We start from the raw sequence: 19,896 nt of genomic DNA on the forward strand, positions 1-19,896 counted from the left end.
GCTAATGCATTCACACGCCCTGCTGAAGTGGCTGGTGAGGCCGGTAGGTCACGCGGCCGTCGACCACCACCATGTCGACCTCGACGGAAACTCCGGCGTGGTCGCCCATCGGTGCCAGCACCAGCGGCGTGGTGCCCGCGCCCTGGTGAATCACCAAGGTCGTGCCCAGCTGAGTCGCGATCAGGTGGCCGAGCAGGTCGCGCGCGTTTCCCGCACCGGTGTTCTCGTTCGCGTCGGCGTGCATCTTCCAGTTGGCGTTCTCAACGAGCGCACCTGTCAGGTGTCCTGTGTGGACCGGCCTGGACGTGGTGAAGTCCGCGGTCGCCCGGCTCACCGCCGCAGTGGTGGCGGCGTGGTTCAGCACCTGTCCGCGCAGGGCCGCCGGGTCCTGGCGCACCACTTGTCCGACCGCCGCGTACAGGCCGTCCGAGGTGACAGCCGGGGCAGCGGCCTGGTTGACCACGTCGAACGCCAGGTGCCGCAGGTGCCGCCGCGTGCTGCTGACGTGTTCCTCGTACTGGCTGAGCCGGCTCGGCGGGGCGGCCTCCGCCACCTCGTGCCGTTCGGAACCTCCGGATTCGATCGGCGCGGCCTGGCTGTCCGCGTCGACGCGCGGTGGCAACGGGTCGGCGAGCACGAGGGACGCCGGCTGACCCGGGTTGAACCGCACCAGCGGTTCCTCGGTCACGTGCTTGTTGACGATCGTGTCGAAGATCTTCCGGTCGAAGTCGGTGGCCGGGTCCCAGTACAGGTGTGCTCCGTGCTGGACCCCCACGTTGCGGTTGACCAGCAGGAAGACCATGCCCTCGTAGTCTTCCTCGCCGAGCCGGTTGCCCTCCGTGTCGTACATGCCGTACATGTCGGCGTCACCGGTCACCCAGACGAGGTCGCCTCGCGAGTTCGACCCGTGGACGACACCGTCGATGACCTTGAACTTGCCGTCCTGCTCGTACTTCTCCATCGTGCCGATCAGTTCGGCGAACTCGGCGGCGCGTTCGTTGAAGCGCTTGGCGACCTTGTCCCGCATCGCCGGGTCGACGTCGGAGAGATCCGGGTTGGGGTCCGGCTGGAAGAACCCGACGAGCCCGACGTGCTCCGCGTCGGCACCGAGCAGCACGTCGGCCTGGTTGATGGTCTTCGCCTTGATGTCCTTGGGTTTCGGCATCGCGCCGTCGTAGAGCCAGCGAACGGAGTCCGGGTTCGTGGGACGGACGTCCAGCACGATGTTGAAGCGGTCGACGAAGTTCTGGAACCGCTCCTGGTTGACCTTCGGGATGCCGAACTCCCGTTCGAGCCGGTCCGGGGTGAGTGAAGCGGCGTCCTCCGGAACCCGCCACTGCACGGAGTCCCGCAGTTCTGCCGGACGTGGCGCGGCGGACGTCTTGGCGTCGATCTCGTCGAAGAGGTCCTCGACGAACGGCCTGCCGAGGTCCAGTTCCGGCAACTGCGGCGCGGCGACCGGCTGACCCGAGGTCGTCCGGTCACCCGCACCGGCACGGCTGGCCTCGGTTGCATCCTGGTTCGCCGGTGGAGCGGCGAGCGCGCTGCTGACCGCCGCGGCGTCGACCTCGGCCTTCTGCTCCGGCCACGCGGCCGGGTCCGACTCGACCAGGGTGATGCCGTGGGTCTCCGCGAACGCCTCGATCCGCGCCCGCACGGCCGGGTCGAGCCCTGCGCGGGGGACCGAGACCTCCGCCACGTCGCGACCGAACACGACATCGCCGTACACGTGCGTCTCCAGCAGCAGGTTCCGCTGCGGGACCATCCCTTCCAGCCCCAGGGCGTTCTGCACGATGCCGTTGACGTAGTCCGTGTGGCGCTGCTCGAACATGTCGTGCATCAGGTCTACGACGTTGCTGCGTGCAGGCCCCCTCGCACCGAAGGTGTAGAACGACCGCTGGCGCACGTGCGGTTCGAGCAGCAAATGGGTCTCGCCGTAGAAGGCCGTTCCTTCGAAGCCCTTCGTCCGGTCGTAGTTCACGTTCACCGCGCCGAACACCGCGGCCTCGTGCGGGCCGAACCCGCGCCTGCCCGACTCGGCGTCGTCCTTCTCCCGGCGCCACCGCGTGTAGTTGTCACCACGAGAGGCGTTGACCTCGTTGGACTGCGTCCAGAAGGCGAAGTCCGGGTCCTCGGCGAGCAACCCCTCCAGGTAGCGGACCTGCCGCGGCGTCCTGGCCGCGTCGATCTCGCTGGCGGTCAGCATGGCCTTGGCGCGGTGGTGCGCGGTCCACAGCGCCTTGAACTCCGAGCTTCGGTTGAACGCGTCCTCCGTCTGGGCCTTCTGCACCAGCTCGGCCTCCAGGCGGTGGACCTCGGCACGGCGCGCGTCCACGTCGCTCTCCTTGGACCGCAGCGACTCGAGCGTGGACGAGTCGACGACGCGCAGACCGACCTCCGCGGCCGGCAGGTAGCGCGCGTCGGGCCGGGTGAGCGACGCCGCTCCCTGGTCGGTGCCGAAAACGGTCTCGCCCTTCAGCGAGATGGTGATCGGCGCGGTGGCGAACCAGGCCTCGGCCTTCGCGAGCACCTGCTCGGCGGCGGCGAGGTCCGGCACCGAGAGCTCCTCGACGAGGTTCTGCTTGACCGACTCCCGGCGTGCCGCCGCCTCGGTGACCGCCTGGTCGCCCTCGGCTCGGTCGGTCCGGATGTCGCGCAGGTGCTCGTACTGGCGCTGGGTCAGCGATCCTGCCTCAGCGGAGCCTGGCGGCGGTACCGAGGTGGTGGCCGCGGACGAGGCCAGCCCATCCCTGCCCGCCGCGAGGTCGGCCGCCGTGAACGGCAGCGCGGCCGGCGGGGTCCAGGGCCCCGCCGCAGGTGCGGTGGCATCGGCCGTGGATACCTCTGCGGCAGTCGCCGCCGGGGCAGGCGCCAGCACGGCTCGCAGGCTGTCAAGGCGTGTGGCCGCGGCCGTGGTGAGGACCAGGTCCTTGTTGTTCCACTCGCGTTCTTCCGGCTTGCCCCGTTCGGGACCGCCGAAGAAGCGGTGCAGAGTGGTGGTCTTGCGGAGTTCGACGACATCGCGGAAGTGGCTCGGCGCGATCTCGCCGGGCAGCTTCTCCAGGTCGAACGACCCGTCGGCGTTCGGATCCCGCTTGAGCCTCCCCGCCTGGATCTCGGAGATCGTGTACGAGAGCATCTCCGCCTCGTAGCGCCTGCGCAGGAGGTCGAAGGTCGTCTGCGCGTCCAGACCGGCCCGCTGGGCGACGTCCTCGACCCTGGCTGCCACGGCGGGCAGCTCGACGTCTCCCCGCATGTACGAGGTGAGCGGGTCGTCGGAGACCAGCGCACCGGCCAGGCGGACGGCCTCCGGGGACATCGACGAGGACGACGCGTCGCCGTCCCAGTGGAGCCGGTCCGCCTGCGACTCGATGATCTTGCGTGCGAACACCGGTTTCAACAGCGGGTCGTTGAACGCCTCCGCCATGTCCCTGGCGACGTTGTCCACGACGGACGCCAGCGCGATGGCGTCGTTCCTCGTCGCGGCCTCGGGACCCTGCGCGGTCACCGCGGTGATCTTGGGCAGGATCCGGCCGATCCCGGGGAACGACCGCGGAGCAGGCCGTCCGAGGACCTCCAGCACCCGCTGCGTGTGCTCGCGCGTGCTCTGGCCCTGGCGGATCTTGGCGCCGGGATCGGTCATGGCCAGGTCGACCAGCGGCATCCGTCGCGCCCAGTCGAGGACGTCCGCCGGGCGGTCCTGCTTCGGGCGGGCTCCGTCGCCCGCGGCGGCCGTGGTGATCTCGCGCTGCTGTTCGGCCGCGCCGTCGTGCCGGCTCGCGGTGGTGGTGTCGGGAGCCGACGTTTCCGGTGGTGTCCAGTTCGTCGTCGACTGCACGGGAGGGCTGGAGCTGGCCGGTGGCTCGGGAGGGGTGGGCCTCGTCGACGGGTGCGCCGGTCCACCGGGCGCCGCGGGCTGGACGTTCGCGGGGCTCGTGATCACCGTGGTCTGGAGCGGAAGTGCCGCCTCGGCGTTGCTGCGGGCGGCCCATGCGGCGAACTCGGACTGCGTGAGCATGTCGAAGTGCTTCTTCTTCGGGTCGCCGACGAGGTAGACCTCCACACCCTCGTGGCGAACCGCCTGCACGGACAGCGCGTGCGCGGTGAACCGCCCCTCCAGTGCGACGGGCAGCGCGCCCAGGTGGTGCACCCGCGACCAGAACCTGTCGTCCACGATGTCCGCGAGCGGCCTGGTCCTGCCTGACGGAGTGGGATCCGCGAGGACCTGTTCGGCGAGCAGCCGGTAGTCCTCGTTCACACCGGTGCCCCGCCGGCCCGGCCGGTCGACTCCCATCGGGAGCGACAGGACCGCGCTGGCTGCCCACGCTCCGCGGATGGCCTTGCGGCTGAGCACCGGGATGGAGTCGACGCCCTCGCTCGGGTCGGAGACGGCGGCGAGCTTCTGCATCACCCGCCCCCAGTCGTCGCTCATGGCGGCCCAGTCCGGTGCGTCGGTGCTCGACTGCTGCTCCAGCCGGTCGAACGTCTCGCGTGCCTCGGCGATCCGGTCCCGCACGAGCTGTTCGACGGTGCGCCCGCCGGGGCGGTCCTTGCGTGCCAGCAGCTCAGGGCTGTTCTCCAGGGCACGCAGCAGTGCCTGCTCCGCGCTGTCCGCGACCGCGCGGCCCGCGTGCACCTGTGCGATGACCGTGGGCAACACGCTCCGCAGTCCTGTGTGGACCGCGGCCGACTCGCAGGTGTTCAGGAACCGCTGCTCGTCCAGGCCCTTGCCGGCGAACAGCGCGTCGGCGAGGTGGGGTGAGTCGAGCAGCGCCGCGAAGGGCGGGTGCGCCAGCAGCCCCGCCCGCGCGTGCGGTGCGAGGTTGAGCGTCCCCAGCACGGCCAGTCGGCGGGGCAGCGGGTCCGCCGCGTGGTGCGGCAGGTCGGACAGCGGCACACGGCCGGCCTCGACGTCGGCGGCGATCTCGGCCAGAACGTGCTCGAGCGTCGCCGGCGGCATCGGCCGCGCGGTCTGCCAGTCGTGGACGTGACCGAGGTTCAGCTTCGTGATGTCGCCGACGCGGCGATGCCGCACGGGTACGGCACTCGTGGTCACGAGCAGGTCGGTGACCAGGTCACGTACCCGCCCGGCGTGCTCCGGGCTCAACGAGCCCGAGGCCGACAGGATCCGGTTCACCGGGCCCTGCACACCGGGGGAGGACAGCACGTCCGCGACGTGGTTCTCCACCGATCCCAGGGCGCTGAGGCCGTCGAACGTCGACGCGGCGTGCCGTGCGTCGAGTCCCATCGCCGCGATCTGCTCGGTGAGCTCGTGCCGCGTGGCGTTGTCGTGCTGTCCTCGTGCTGTCGTGCCGTGGGCCGGGTCCGTGTCGGCTGAGACGTTGGCTGATACGTCGGCTGATACGTCGGCGGGACTCGTGACCGGCGTCGCCGCATCGTTCGGGACGAGGGGACTCCGTGACCGGACGTGCACGTCCGGGGTCGTTTCCGCACGAGCGGTGGCGAGAGCGGTCACGTCGGCGTTCGGGACGTTCGCGGCCCGCAGCGACGCTTGCGACGACCCGGTGTCGATCTGGGCCTCGCTCTCGGTCGTCACCCACTCGAGCCCCGACCAGCTGTTCTTGACCTTCGGGTCGAACAGGGCGCTGTAGTCCCGCTTGTCGACGAGGGGCACCGGCTCCGGCAGGTAGTTCATCTCGGCCCGCAGGCCGTGGTTCTCCGGCTGCATCGTGAACTGGCCGATGAGGCCGGTGGTCGGCGTGAGACCACCGGCCACCAGGACGTTCGGCCCGGAGATGTCCGGCGCCTGCTTCTTGAGCGCCTTGCTGAAAGCCTCCTGCGACATGCCGTAGCTCTGCAGGCCTTCGAACTTCTTCGGGATGACGTCGGTGAGGGCGTGGATGAAGTCGTTGCCCGGCGGCGCGACGATGAAGTTGTTGTTCAGCTCGCCCTTGTCGTACTGGATCTCGGCGGCCGTGCTGAGAGCGGCGCCCGGCGCGACGTCCTCCAGTCCTGCCAACGCGTTGTCGACGCTGTGCTGGTCCCGCAGTCGCGGTGCCATCAGCGGCACGTCCGTCGGCTGCATCTTGAGGTCGCCGACCTCGTTCAGCGACACCGCGCCGGGGCGGATGTCGACGTCGACGTACACACCGCCGCGCTTGGCCAGCACCGCGTACCGCGCGATGTCGGACTGGAGGTTGTACGCCTTGGCATTCGGGTCCTTGGCGGCGGAGTAGACGTCGTCGATCGTCGTCCGGGTGTCCGTGCGGCTCTGCACGTCGGTCGAGAGGTCGTGCACCAGGGAGTCGACGTCCGGCTGGATGTCGATGCCCGCGTCCACGAGTTGCTGCTTGACCTCAGGGGTCCAATCGGCCGACGACGCGTCGGTCCAGAGCGTGGCTTTCCAGTTCTGGTCGGGACCGGTCGAGTTCTCGTTGTTCTCGCGAACCTTCGCGGCCCACTCCAGCAGGCTCTGCACGGCGGCCTGGTTCGGTGTGGTGCCGAACCAGGCGAAGTGCAGCTCCTTCGGAACCTCGACGGCACCCTCGTCGCCCCGCGCGGCGACGGCGTCGTCGTAGTGCTGCTGCACTTCGGCCTGCTTGTCCGATCCCCGCAGGCGGTTGATCAGGATGCGGGCCTTGCCGGGCTTGCCCTCGGCGACCGCCTGGGCGACGTGGTCCTTCAGTACGTCGACATCCACAGTGGACGGATCGGCCTGGGCGTGCAGCAAGCCGACCCACGGGTCGGACGAGGTGAGCGTCACGGCCGCGGCAGGAGCCGTGAACGGCACCGACGCCTGCGACTCCCTCCTGAACATCCCCGGAACCTCGACGGTGAACAGCTTCTTGATGGACTCGCGCCTGCTCTTGGTGGACTCGCGCTTGTTGCTCTTGACGGACTCCCGCCTGTGTCCCTCGGGAGCAGGCCGCGCCTGGAACTGCTGGGCGGCCTGGTGCGTGCGGGGCAGCGGCCAGGAGGCCGAGCGGAGCCGGGTGGAGGGCGTCACCGCGGCCGGTTCCGGCGACGACGGAGGGACGGCACCGGTGCCGGGAGCGGCGTTCGGGCTGGGTGCGGGAACGCCGTGCGGTGCAGCGCCGGACGAGGGCGAGGTCACCGCGGGCGGCGGCACGGTGGCGGGGCCGGGTGGGTTGATCGTGGTGTCGGGCACCATGACCTGGCTGGTGGCGGTGCGTTCGATCAGCCAGAGGTGGCGGGGCCGGATGCCGGGGTCGGGCAGGTGGGCGGCGGTGTCCATGAGACCGCCGTCGTCGTGGTGGACGCCGGAGTTCGTCTCGTGCTGTTGCAGGACTCGGGTCGTGTCCTTGTATTCGTCGGGGACGCCGAGGTAGTGCAGGGTTTCGTGGGCCAGGACCTCGGGGCTGGTGTCCGGGTTCCAGTGGTCCTGGTCGACGTTCGGGTTCTTGGGGTCGATCTTGACCGTGGTGTGGGCGTCGGCCTTGTTGTCGGTGAACTCCAGGTTGAGGTGGAACTGGTCGCCGCTGGGGAGCCGGAAGCCTTGGTTGAGCAGGTCGTTGACGCCGTTGGTGGCGTTGTCCCTGATCTGCGCGAGCTGGTCGGGAGTGACCTTGCCGGTGGGTTCGAGGTGGACCTTGACGGTGTATTCCTGGACGAACTTGCCGGGGCTGGTCTCGATGCGGCGCAGGTCGTAGTTGATGAGGCCCTTGTAGGCCTCGATCTTCGACGGCGTGCTGTCGGTGCGCACGTCGCGGACGTCGAGGTCGACGGTGCGGACGTCGGTGTCGTTGCGGCGATGGGCCCAGGTGCTGCGGTCGGCGGGGTTGTCCGGGTTGGACCAGTCCGCGGTCCTGGCGGGGTCGTGCCGCCAGGACTCGTCGGTGAGGACGTCTTTGCCCCGGTGTGACTCCGGCGTCGGCGGCGTCATCGCCGGCGGCGCGCCACCGCCGCGGACCTTCTTCGGCGCCTTGGTGGTCGTCGGAGCAGGACTGGGCGAGTTCGTCTCCGCGCCGCTACGGCTGCCCTCCGCCACGGACGACTCCGCGGGCAGCGGGGGCAGCGGCTTCTGGCTCACGTCCGCTGCGGTGCTGGTGGCGTCGCTGGGTGGGGTGTTGGTGGTCGCGTCGGCGGGTGGCGTGTTGGTGGCCGCGTCGCGGGCAGGCGTGTTCGTGGTCGCGTCGCCGGGTGTCGCGGGCGGGGCCGGCGGCGCGGGCGGCGGGGTCGCGGGCGGTGGGGTCGCGTTGTAGAGGTCGACCTGGCGGTCTGCCTCCGCCTTCGCGTCCCACCACTTCTTCTGCTCCGCGTCCGCGGCCCTGCGGGCGTCGTCGAGCTTGGTCTCCGCGTCCTTGATCTTGTTCTCGGCCTCGGCGCGTTCGGCCGTGAGTGCCTTGTGGGCTTCCTCGGCATCGGTGCGGGCCGTTTCGGCGTCGGCGACGGCCTTCTGCTGCGCCTGGAGCTCCGCGCGGGCGTCGACGGCGGTTTTGCGTTGCACGTCGAGCTGCGTGTGGGCGTCGGTGAGCTGCTGCTGGGCGTCGGTCAACGCGGTGTGCGCCGCGTCGGCCTCCTGCCCGAGCCGGTCCAGCTCGGCCTTCGGCGCTCCGCCGATCTGGGCGTCGTCCAGGGCGTCCTTGGTCGCGAGCGCGTCCTGGCTGAGCGACGAGATCCGCGGCGTCAGGTCCTGGATCGCCGCGCGGGTCTGCGCGACGTCCGCCACGGCGGTGTCGAACGCCGTCTGCCGCGTCCGGCGCTCGGCCTCGGCGTTGATGTGGTTCTCGATCGCCGTGTTCAGCTTCGTCGCGGCGTCACCCAGCGGCTGGTCGGTCCTCGCCAGCACGGCGGCCGCGGAATTGATGACCTCCTGGGCCTCGTGCCGGGCCTCGTCGACCTTCTTCTCCGCCTCGCGCCAGTCGTCGGCCGTCTTCTTGACCTCCGTCTGGGCGTCCTTCAACGAGTCGCTGAAGTTCTGGTTCAGCACCGACTCGACCTCGGTGGCGGGCATGCGCACGCCGGCCGAGCCGGGCACCGTCAGGTCGACGACGCCGGTCTTGCCTCCGATCGTCGCGACCACGCGGTACTCGACGTCGAACTGCACGAGACCGGTGCGCGACGGGTCCTTGGGCTTGACGCCCCCGCCCTGGGCCTGCGCCGGGCCGCCGGAGACCGCGGACGAGTCCTCGTTCGCGTGCCTCAGCTCGACGCCGCCGGTGCCGAAGTTGACGGTGTCCTTCGGGTCGCCCTGCTTGACCGCCGCGCTGCCCTGGGCGAGGCCCACGGCCACGTCGGAGGTGTCGGCGACCTTGGCCTCGCTGGAGACGTCGGTCGTCTTGGTGGTCAGCGGGGTCTCGATCTTGACGCCGTCGCTGAGCGAGTCCAGCTGCGGATTCACGAGCTTCGCGTAGACCTTGACGTCGGCGTCCTGGCCGAACGTCAGCGCCGCCTCCTTGAGACCCGGCACGTCGAGCGGGCCGGACAGCATCGCGGGCAGGTGCGGCTGCAGGTTCTCCGGGCTGAGCGTCGAGAGCAGGCTGTTGAGCGAGCCCGTGCCCTTGCCTGTGAGGCCCTTGCCCGCGCCGGCCTCCGTCATCGCCTTCACGGCGGCGTCGCGCAGGTCGCCCGCGCCGCGCAGGTTCTCCACCGACGCGGTCGCCGGCAGCTGGGTGGCGCGGCTGTCCTGCTGGAAGGCGTAGGTCGCCTCCGGCGTGCCGAACTCGCCGCCGCGCCTGCTCGCCGCCGACATGTAGGGCTGCGGGGTGCCGCGACCGGTCGTCGGCTCCGAGACCTTCTGGTTGTCCGCGTGCGTGCGGACGACCATGTCCTGCTCGGCGCTGCGGACCTTCGCGACCTCCTTGTCGCCCTTCTCCACGACGAGCTCGAACTCGACCGGCACGTTGTAGCGCGCCGCCGGACCGCTCGCCGTGCGGTTGTGGCCGAACGCCATGCTGGTCGAGGCCGTCACCGAGCTGCTCTGGGCGGAGCCGACGTTCGCGATCGCGCTGAGACCCGCGGTGCCGGAGACGTTCGGGTTCGCGCTCCCCGGCGAGGCGAGGCCCGGTGCCCGCAGCCCGAGGCCCCAGCCGGTGCCGCGGCCCTTGCCGTAGCTCTCCTTGCGGGAGCCGCCGTCGTTGTGGGACATGTCGACGCCGTCGTTGACGACCTGGTCGAACTTCGGCTCGCCCGTCTTCGCCCGCAGCGTGACCTGGTAGGAGTCCTTGCCGAACGTGCCGGGCTGGTGGACCAGCAGCGGCACGCCACCGTCCAGGGCGCTGTCGATCATCGCCTTGACGCTCGACGGCGAGTTGAGGTCGACGATGCGCTGCAGGTTGCTCATCGAGTCCTTGAGCACGGAGTCCGGGATCAGCGGGTCGCTGCCGAACTTCTTGGTGTTCGTGGACAGCTTCGTCGTGAGCTCGTTGACCGCCGCGGAGAGGTCCGGGACCTTCTCCACGTTGGACAGCCCGAGCGCGCCGGGCTCGCCCGGTGCCACCGTCGACGGCGGCGCCATCTTCGGGAAGTCGGGCTTGGGGACGTTCGGCGCCACCCTCGGCAGCACGCCCATCTCCCGCGCGACGTCCTCGGACACCCGCACGAAGACGGACTTCGGCAGGTTCACCTTCACGCCCTGGGCGTTCGGCGTGCCGCCGTGCACGAAGTTCCCGGCGCGGCTCTCGCCGACGATCGTGAACTCGGCGTCGACCTGGACCAGCACGGTCCGGGCGTCGTCCGGTGTGGTCCGGCCGCGGTCGACGTTGCCGCCGATCTCGTTCGACGTGGTCTTGTTGTCCGACCACGGCGTCCACTTGCCGGTGACCGCGACACCGCCGGACCCGCTGGGGTTCGACGGCTGGCCGGCGGCCGGCGGGGTGACGTTGGGACGCACCGGGACGTTGATGCCGGCGACGAGGTCGACCGACCGGCTCGTCGTGGACGACCCACCGGCCTTGTAACCACCGCTGAACGAGTTGTCGGTGCCGGTGGCGTCCGAGATGGACACCAGCTTCGCCTCACCGAGCTTGACCGACATGCCGATCGCGCCGGAGCGGTCGGCGACGCGGCGGTCGTACTTGAGGCCCTGCTCCTGCACGCCGGTCTCGATGAGCCGCTGCAGGTTCGCCTTGATGTTCTCCGGAGCGAACATCCTGTCGATCTGCGCCCGTGACGCCGTGCCCGGAGTGGTGAGCGCCGAGTCGCCCTTGGCCGCGCGGTTGAGCGCGTCGATCGCCTGGTCCCGCAGCTCCGTCGTGTTGGCGACAGCCTCCACGTGGAGGAACTCCGGCGACTTCGGGCGGGCCTGTGCCGGGTTCAGCAGGTCCTTGACGGTCGGGGAGTTCTCGATCGGCGTGGCCAACGGGTCACCCGGCTTGAAACCGTCACCGGGGTTGTCCTTGAGCGTCGAGGAGTCCGACACCCACAGGTTGACCTTGCCGTCGATCTTGTCCAGGCCGGCGCCGGTCTTGGCTACGGTCTTCACGTCCGGCGCGTGCTGACCGGGCGCGCCGGGCACGACGGTGCGGACCCAGGTCCGGGGCCGCGTGAACGTGGTGATCTCGACCTCGAACTCCACGTCGCCCTGGAACACCTGCGCGTCCGGGCTGCCGGGGTTCGACGAGGTGGCGCTCACGGCCGGCCCCGCCGAGGTCTTGTCCGTCCACGAGTGGCTGTAGGACACACCGGCCTGCGGCATCGGGGTCAGCGAGGCGACGCCCGTCTTCACCGGGATGTTGGCCCTGCCGGTGATGCCACCGGTCCAGCCCTTGGTGGTGCTGGTGTTGGCGTCGAGCTTCGGGCCGCTCGTGGTGGAGTCGCTGACCGTGCGCCCGTCGGCCTTGCCGAGGTGCTTCGGGTTGGTCAGCTTCGCCTTGACCGTGACGTTGACGTAGGTGTTCGTCGTCCTGCCGGAGTTCTTCAGCTGCACCTGAAGGCCCGGACCGAGCAGACTGTCCATGTTCGCCTTCAACGCGGCGGGGGACAGGTTCGCGTCCAGCTTGCGCTGGTTCGCGAGCCGCTCGGCCACGTCACCGAATCCCTGGCCCTTGCTGGAGCGGGGGTTCGCGTCCGGGTTGTTCCACTTCGGCAGGAACTTCTCGAACCCGGGCAGCTCCCGCAGCTTCGTCTCGACCTGACTCTGCACCTGCGTCGCGGGCACGAACTCGCCCACCTTGGCGTTGCCCGCGGCGAGCGTGTCGGCGACGTAGGGCGGCAGGAACCTGGTGTCCGCGGTCGCCGGGTCGGTCGTGGAGTTGCGGGTGCCGGCCGAGGTCGGCAGGCCCACCGCACCGGCCTCGCCCAGACCCATGCGCATGTGGGTCGTGATCTCCATGGTCACGGGCTTGCCCGCGGGGCCCTGGACCTCGACCTCGGCGGTGACCTCGTACAGACCGGTCTCGACCTTGACCCCGATGCCGGACCTGCGGCTGGAGCTCGACCCGGCGTTGACGCCTTCCGCGGTGCGCGCGGAGTAGCCGGCGGTCGCGCCGACGGTGCCGCCGACCTTGCCGGGGACGCCGATGTTGCCCCCGAAGCCGGCGGTGACGTCGAACCCCGTCTTGCTGGACGCGGCCACACTGCTGCCCCAGGAGAAGGTGTCCTTGAGGTCCAGCGCCGCGTCGGCGTGCGTGCCGATGAGCTTCGCGTCCTTGAGCGTCGCCTTCATCTGCACCGCGGCGCCCTTGCTGGCGTGCGGGCTGATCAGGTCCGGCGAGGTGACGAAGCCGCCGAGCATCGAGGGCAGGTTGTTGCGGATCGAGGTGGGGCTCAGGAAGTTCTGCAGCGCCTCGCGGCCCGGCGAACCGATCTTGGTGATCGACGGGTGCAGGTTCTCCGCGACGTCGTTGAACAGCTTCCCGGAGTCCTTGACCACCACGGCTTCCGGCACGACGTTCTCGGCCTTGAGGCCCCACGCCGCGTCGGGCGGCGTGACCGCCGCGGAGGACCTGCCGGAGTCGACGATCGTGCTGAGGTCCGCCGGGACCTGCAGCGTCACGTCGGGACCGGTGCTGAGCGTCGAGAACAGCGAGGGGTTGCCCGACGCGTCGTACAGCGTGATCTCGTACGAGACCGGCACGGTGATCTTCTTGGACCCGGAGTCCGATCCCTTGATCGCACGCTGCTCGGTGATGGAGGTGCTGGTGGCCTGCGACACCGCGGGCGTCGCGAGCGCGGCCTTGCCACCCAGCGAGCCGTACGGGCCCATCGCCACGCCGGCCGTCACCGCACCGCCGACGTCGTTGGACGTCGAGATGCTGTTCGTCGTCGTGGACGCGGCGGCGGCCTGGTAGTTCTTGTCGACCTTCGTGTTCGCGGCGTCGGTGACGCTGCTCCCGTCCGCGTGCATCTCCGCGCGGACGTTCGCCTCGAACCAGGCGTTGCCGATCTTCACCTGGAAGTTGCGTCCATCGCCGAGGAACGTCTCGAAGTCGTTCTCGATCGCGTTCTTGATGCGGGCGGCGTCGTCGGGCCGCAGCCCGTTGATCTCCCGCACCACCGCGTCCGCGCCGCGCACGTCGGTCGGCACGATCGAGCCGAGCGCCTTGTTGTCCTGGAAGAAGCTCGGCAGGTTCGTGTCCGGGAGCTGGCCGACCGGCTGCGGCGCCATCGTCGTCATCGGGATGACGGGGTTGGGCGTCGGCCTGGGCGGCGCCGGACGGGTCTCCGGTTCCGGCGCGGGACGGGTGTCCGCGTCCTCGTTCCGACGCGTCTCCTGAAGCTCGTTGGTGAAGTCGAGGAAAGCCTCGAGGTGAGCGGTGTTGTGCCCACCCGCCTGCGCGTCCCGGATCTGCTGGTCGACGTGGCTGCGCACGGCCGCGAGGTCGGCGTCGCCGAACTGCCGCCAGCCGGGCGCGTCCACGTCGGCCGGCAGCTGCAGCGCGTGCGTGGTGAGAGCCGCGTCGCGGTTGTTCGTGAGCTGGTCGACCCGCCGCTGGTAGTACTCGACCTGGCGGTCCGCGCCCGCCCGCCGGGTCGCCTGCTCGTCCAGCATCGTCTGGGTCTTGAGGCGGTCGGGCACCAGGTCCGAGGCGTTCCACCGGTCGCGGGCCGTCTTCATCTCAGCGAGGCGCTGTTCGGCGATTCGCGTGCGCTGGTCGTGGGTCGCGGGCGGGCCCGACTGCCGGGAGACCTCGATCATGTGCTCGATCGCCGCCGAGCGTGCGGCGTCACGGCCGTACGTCTGCTGCAGGTCCCGCAGCGCCGCGGTGTCCAGGCCGTACAGCGACGCCTCGAACGACCGCTGCGGTGTGCCCTCGTGGACGGGACCGAAGCCACCGGGGACGACGAGGTCCATGTCCGGGGCCGCGGAATGCGCCGACGGGTCCTGCATGAACGGCCGCGGTTCGGCCGCGGGGGCGGCCTGCTCCTGCGGGGTCTCTGCCGGCGGGGTGTTCTCGCGGTCCCGCACGTCGGTGTCCGGATCAGCTGACGCGATGTCGTCCGATCGGACCGACGCCGAGTCGTCCACCTCGACCGTCGGCGTTTCGGGCCGGGACGGCGTCGGCGTCTCCATCATCCGGATTTCTCGGATCTGGTCGTACAGGCGGTCGAGTTCCGGAGTCGGGAGACCGCCGATGCGCGCGTCGCGGATCAGGTCGGTGACGCGGTTCTCGATGATCTCGGCGTCGACCGGCGTCACCGTCTGCCACTCGGGTGCTGTCGTGTCGGCGGGCAGGGTGAGCGCGTAGGTGGTCAGCGCGTCGGTGCGGTCGTACTGCAGCCGCATGAGCTCCTGGTCGAGCTGTTGCGCGTGGTCGGTGAGCCGCTGCTGCTCCGCGTGGCGCTGCGCCTGGTCCGTGCGCATGAGCTCGGATTTGAGCACGTCCGGCAGGGCGTCGGTGGTCCGCTGGAGGTCACGGGCCTCCTCGCGGGTCTGGCGGATCTCGCTCTGCAGGTCCCGCAGGTGCTGCTGGAGGCCACCTTCCTTCTGGGCGATCTCCTGGTAGCGGGACATCTGCTCGATCTCGAACGAGCGGTCCGGGTGGGTGCTGTGCTGCGCGGCCAGTTCCGCGAGTTCGGCTTGCGACTTCCCGTACAGCGACGCCCGGAAAGCCGCGTGTTCGTGCCGCGGGGTCAGCACGCGGTTGTCCGGCTGCGCGTCGAAGTTCGACTGTGCATCGGCATCCGACCGCGCGTCGACGTCCGACTCCGCGTCGGAACCAGGAGCGCTGTGGACGCTTTCGGCGTCCTGCTGGGCTTGTCGCTCTTCGAGAGCGCGGGCCAGTTGGCGTGCGTTGAACTCCCGAGTCCTGGCGTCGAGATCGCGCAGGCGCTCACCACGCGCATCGATTTCCGCGTTGAGCTGGTCCAACCGCTGCATCGCCGACTGCAGTTTCGAGTACTTCTCCGCGGCCTTCTCGAAGCGGTTGCCGTAGTCGGGATCGCTCGCGAACGACAGGTTGCGCTCAGCCTGCTGAACCAGGGCTTCGGCCTGGGCGATCTTCTGGTCGAAGTCGACGGAGGTGTCGACCTCCTGACCGAGCATCTGGTTGAGGAAGCCGTGGAAACCCGTGTTCGACGCCTTGCCGTCGCGGTAGTTCCGCAACGCCTCCCTGGCGTCGTCCAACTGGGCCGTCAGCCCGTCCAGACCACGCGTCGCGGCGTGGTTCGTCACAGTGCGGACGTCTGCCTCGTTCTGCACCCGCTCCTGCAACTTCTTCAGGTTCGAGGCGTCGAACCCGGCGTTCTCCGCCGCCGCGATCTGCGCGGTCAGCTGGGCGTCGAGCCGGGGGAGCACGTCCGCGGGGACGTGCTCGAGCTTGTCCGCGTTCGGGCCCGCGACGAAGTTGTCGATGAGGTGGGTGGTGCCCAGACCAGGGCCTTGCGCGGCCAGGGTCTCGATCTGGGTGTTGGTGCTGTCGAGGAGGTCGGTGAGGGTCTTGACCTGCGCGGCGATCTGCGCCTGCCGTTCGGTGTGCTGCGGCGTCTTCCACAGGCTGGGCCTGCGGGGGGCCTGCGCCTTCACCTCGTTGATGCGGTCCTGGAGGGCCGAGGATCGTTCCCTCAGGGCGTTCACGAACGCCTGCGGGCCGCCGGGGTGCGCGGTTGCGCGCTTGACGAGCTGAACCTTCTGCGCGGCGTTGTAGAGGCCCTCGTCCTGGCGGCCCTTGTAGAGATCGGCGATGGTCTGGTTGACCTCCGCCGAGGACTTGCCCGCGAGCCACGCCTCCATGCCGGCGCGGATCTCCTGAGGCGTCGGGGCTCCGAGCGCGCCGAAGGTGCCGTTCTGCGAGCTGATCTGCACCTGCGTCGCGCCGTCCGGGCCGTGCACCGTCTGCACGCCGTTGTCGGCGACGACGAGCTGCACGTCCAACGCCTGCGCGATCGAGTCGGGCAGGTGCGATCCGACGTGGGAGTCGGCCCACGACGGCGTTTGCAGCGCCTTCGCCACCAGGTCGGCCGACGACGGCAGCGCGCCGTTAGCGGTCAGCTGCTGAGTCAGGTGCTTGATCACGTCGGCGTCACCGGGGTTCGTACCGGCGGCCTTGGGGCCGGCGTTCACGACGTCCCAGCGCTTCGACGACCCGTTCGCCAGGTCGTCGGCGAGGTTCGCCCGCCACTGCTCGACCTTGGCGTCGGCGGTGAGCCCAGGGGTGTTCGGTTCCAGGTCGGGGTGGAACTTCGCCAGGGTGTCCTGGCTGATCCGGCTCGCGACCCAGTTCGCCAGGGCGGGCGGGTTCAGGCCGGGGTGGTTGTGGTTCTGCGGGTTCTGCCGGATATCGCTCAGCACGGTGTCCACAGTGGATCGAACGTCGCCGGAACCGACCAGCGGTGACGCGTTCGGGACCGGCACGTTCTGGAACGCCGCACTGCGCAGCACCGACTCGACCAGACCGACGCGGTCCAGGTTCGGCAGGTGCGTCTGGTTGGGACGGACGTCGACGTCGAAGTCGCTGTTCGAGTCGGAGTCCGAGTCCGAGCCGTAGAACCGACCCGGCATGGTCGTCGGCCTGGTCGGGAGGTCGGCGTCGGGGCTCGGGTCCGAGTCGGTGCCGGGCGTGGACACAGGGCCGTCGTTCGTCGGTGGCTTGGGCGTCCAGCCTGCGGGCGGCGGCACCGTGGCGGGGCCGGGTGGGTTGATCGTGGTGTCGGGCACCATGACCTGGCTGGTGGCGGTGCGTTCGATCAGCCAGAGGTGGCGGGGCCGGATGCCGGGGTCGGGCAGGTGGGCGGCGGTGTCCATGAGGCCGCCGTCGTCGTGGTGGACGCCGGAGTTCGTGTCGTGCTGTTGCAGGACTCGGGTCGTGTCCTTGTATTCGTCGGGGACGCCGAGGTAGTGCAGGGTTTCGTGGGCCAGGACCTCGGGGCTGGTGTCCGGGTTCCAGTGGTCCTGGTCGACGTTCGGGTTCTTGGGGTCGATCTTGACCGTGGTGTGGGCGTCGGCCTTGTTGTCGGTGAACTCGAGGTTGAGGTGGAACTGGTCGCCGCTGGGGAGCCGGAAGCCTTGGTTGAGCAGGTTGTTGACGCCGTTGGTGGCGTTGTCCCTGATCTGCGCGAGCTGGTCGGGAGTGACCTTGCCGGTGGGTTCGAGGTGGACCTTGACGGTGTATTCCTGGACGAACTTGCCGGGGCTGGTCTCGATGCGGCGCAGGTCGTAGTTGATGAGGCCCTTGTAGGCCTCGATCTTCGACGGCGTGCTGTCGGTGCGCACGTCGCGGACGTCGAGGTCGACGGTGCGGACGTCGGTGTCGTTGCGGCGATGGGCCCAGGTGCTGCGGTCGGCGGGGTTGTCCGGGTTGGACCAGTCCGCGGTCCTGGCGGGGTCGTGCCGCCAGGACTCGTCGGTGAGGACGTCCTTGCCCTGGTGCGACTGCGGCGTCGGCGGCGTCATCGCCGGCGGCGCGCCGACCTTCGGCACGTCCTTGCGGGTGCCGTCCGGTTTCGTGTTCGAGCTCGGAGCAGGCGGTGCCGGGGGAGCGGGCGGGACCGGCGCGGGGGGAGTCGGTGGGGTCGCCGTCGCGTCCCTGGTGGGCGTCGGGCGGTTGTCGCCGTTGGTGTTCTGGTTGGGGGCGTTGGTGTCCGCGGCCGTGTCGGTGTCGGTGCTCGACTTGCCGCCGGTGTCCGCGTCGGGGGTGCCGGTCGAGGAGGACGGGGGCGCGCCGCGAGTGCTGCCCTGGTCGCTGCCCTGCGCGTCACCGTCGCGAGAACCGCCGCCCTTGGAGCCGCCGTCCGTGCCGTTGTCGGCGGTATCCGGCGTCGGCCTGGGCCTGCCCTCCCCGACAGCGTCCTGCAGCACCTCGTAGGCGGTCGTGACACCGGGCTCGACCGGTTTGTTCTTGTGCGGGCGGTCCTGCTGGAACGTCTCCGGGTTCTGGTCGAGGATCTTGTACGACCCGTGCTCGGCGAACTCGTCGAACGCTTCCTTGCGGAACGCGTCGCCGAGAGGGTGCCGGAACGGGATCTCGTGGGTCTCGATGTTGTTCCTGAAGTCCTGGCGGGAGTTCCGGCGGCCGCTGGGGTCCAGGTAGCTCTCGTAGAAGCTCTGGAATTTCGACCCGGGATCCGCCGCGGCGTTGATCGTCTTGAGGATGTCGTTGCGGTTCGTCGCCTCGTGGATGGCGAACGCCTGCACGCGGGGAGGCGGAGCGTCGGGGGTGGCGTTGTGGTTCACGTGCTGCTGCAGCTGGTACTGCGCGGACACGAGCGACAGGCCGCCCTGCGTGTAGTCGATCAGCAGCACGTTCTTGCCATGAGGCAGGTCGCCCAGGAACTCGTCGAAGTGCTGGTCGAGCATGTCCTGCTGCTGGTCGGTCAGCGGCTCGGTCTTGGGCCTGCCGTCGGGGCCGTGATAGGCCGGGATGAGGATCGAGTCCGGGTCCGAGGGCAACGGCCGGAAGTTCGACAGCGGGATGGACACCGCGTCGTGGCCCTGGTCCTGCAGCGCGGCCACCACCGCGGCGGGACTGCGGCCCAGGCCGACGTAGGAGAACTGGTCCGGCGGGTACTTGTTCGTGATGTCGGTGGCGAGGTCGTTCACCGCGTCGAGCACGTGCTGCTGCTCTTGGATTCCCTGCTCGGCCGCGATACCCATCATCTCGCTGTGGAAGTCGGCGGCGTTGTCGATGCCGTAGACCTCGGGCTTGCGGTTGCCACCGCCCAGACCCGCGTCGTAGAGCAGGGGGTGGATCGCCCCTTCGACGGTGGCCCCCTTCGGCAGCTTGATCCCGTTGTCCGCCAGCCACTGCTTGGTCATGTACGGCGTCAGGCCGACCGTGGTGTTCTCGTCGACCCTGATGCTGACGAAGTCCGACGCAGGGTTCGGCCCGTACATGAGCTCGCCCTTGTCGTCCGGCCAATAACCCGAATCGTTCTTCGGGTCCTGGGCCCGGTAGCCGTCCACGCGCTGCTGGGGCGTCGGCTCGAGCGCGTCCTCGTACGCCGAGCTGCTGTCGCTGTCCGAGTCGTTGTTCGAGCGCTGGTTGTTCGCCGCGGGTGTGACGACCGGCGCCACGACGAGATCGGGAGCGGCGTTGGGGTTCGCCGTCGTGCTGGGGTTCGCCCCGGCACCGGTGGTGGGTGGCGGGGGAGCGGGCCGCGTCTTGATGCTGGGGTCGCCGCCGGGGTTGGGGGCGTTGGTGGGCGGGACGTTGGTGTCGGGCGCATTCCTGGGCGAGACGTTCGCCGGCGGGGTGTTGACCGCAGCGGCCGGCGAAGGCGCGTTGGCCGGCGGCGTGTTGGTGGTCGGGTTGGCCGGGGGCGTGTTGACGTTCGGTGTCGGCGATGGCGTGTTGGTCGAGGGGGTGTTGGTGTTCGGGGTGTTGACCGGCGGCGCGGTGGTGGGCGGCGCGGGGCGCGTCTGTGCGGGCGGTGCGTCGGCGCGTGGGGGCTGTGCGGACGGGGTGGTGTCCGGGCGCGGCGACGGCGCGTTGGCCGGCGGGGTGTTGGCCGGCGGCGTGTTGGTGGTCGGGTTGGCCGGGGGCGTGTTGACGTTCGGTGTCGGCGATGGCGTGTTGGTCGAGGGGGTGTTGGTGTTCG

General features: G+C 70.1%; 1 protein-coding gene and 1 pseudogene. One reads left to right on the forward strand and one right to left on the reverse strand.

The annotated features are described in order from the left end of the window. Nucleotides 1–10: 10 nt before the first annotated feature. Nucleotides 11–19,372, reverse strand: coding sequence for a glycosyltransferase (locus tag AB0M48_RS28765; RefSeq protein ID WP_363847813.1), 19,362 nt, complete (start codon nt 19,370–19,372; stop codon nt 11–13). A 19-nt stretch (nt 19,373–19,391) separates the two neighbouring features. Between AB0M48_RS28765 and AB0M48_RS28770 the strand changes: the two are divergent. Then, nucleotides 19,392–19,896 (forward strand): annotated as a pseudogene (locus AB0M48_RS28770) (hypothetical protein); the annotation flags it as partial.

The sequence above is a fragment of the Lentzea sp. NPDC051208 genome, from assembly GCF_040682435.1.
GTDB classification, from domain to species: domain Bacteria; phylum Actinomycetota; class Actinomycetes; order Mycobacteriales; family Pseudonocardiaceae; genus Lentzea; species Lentzea kristufekii.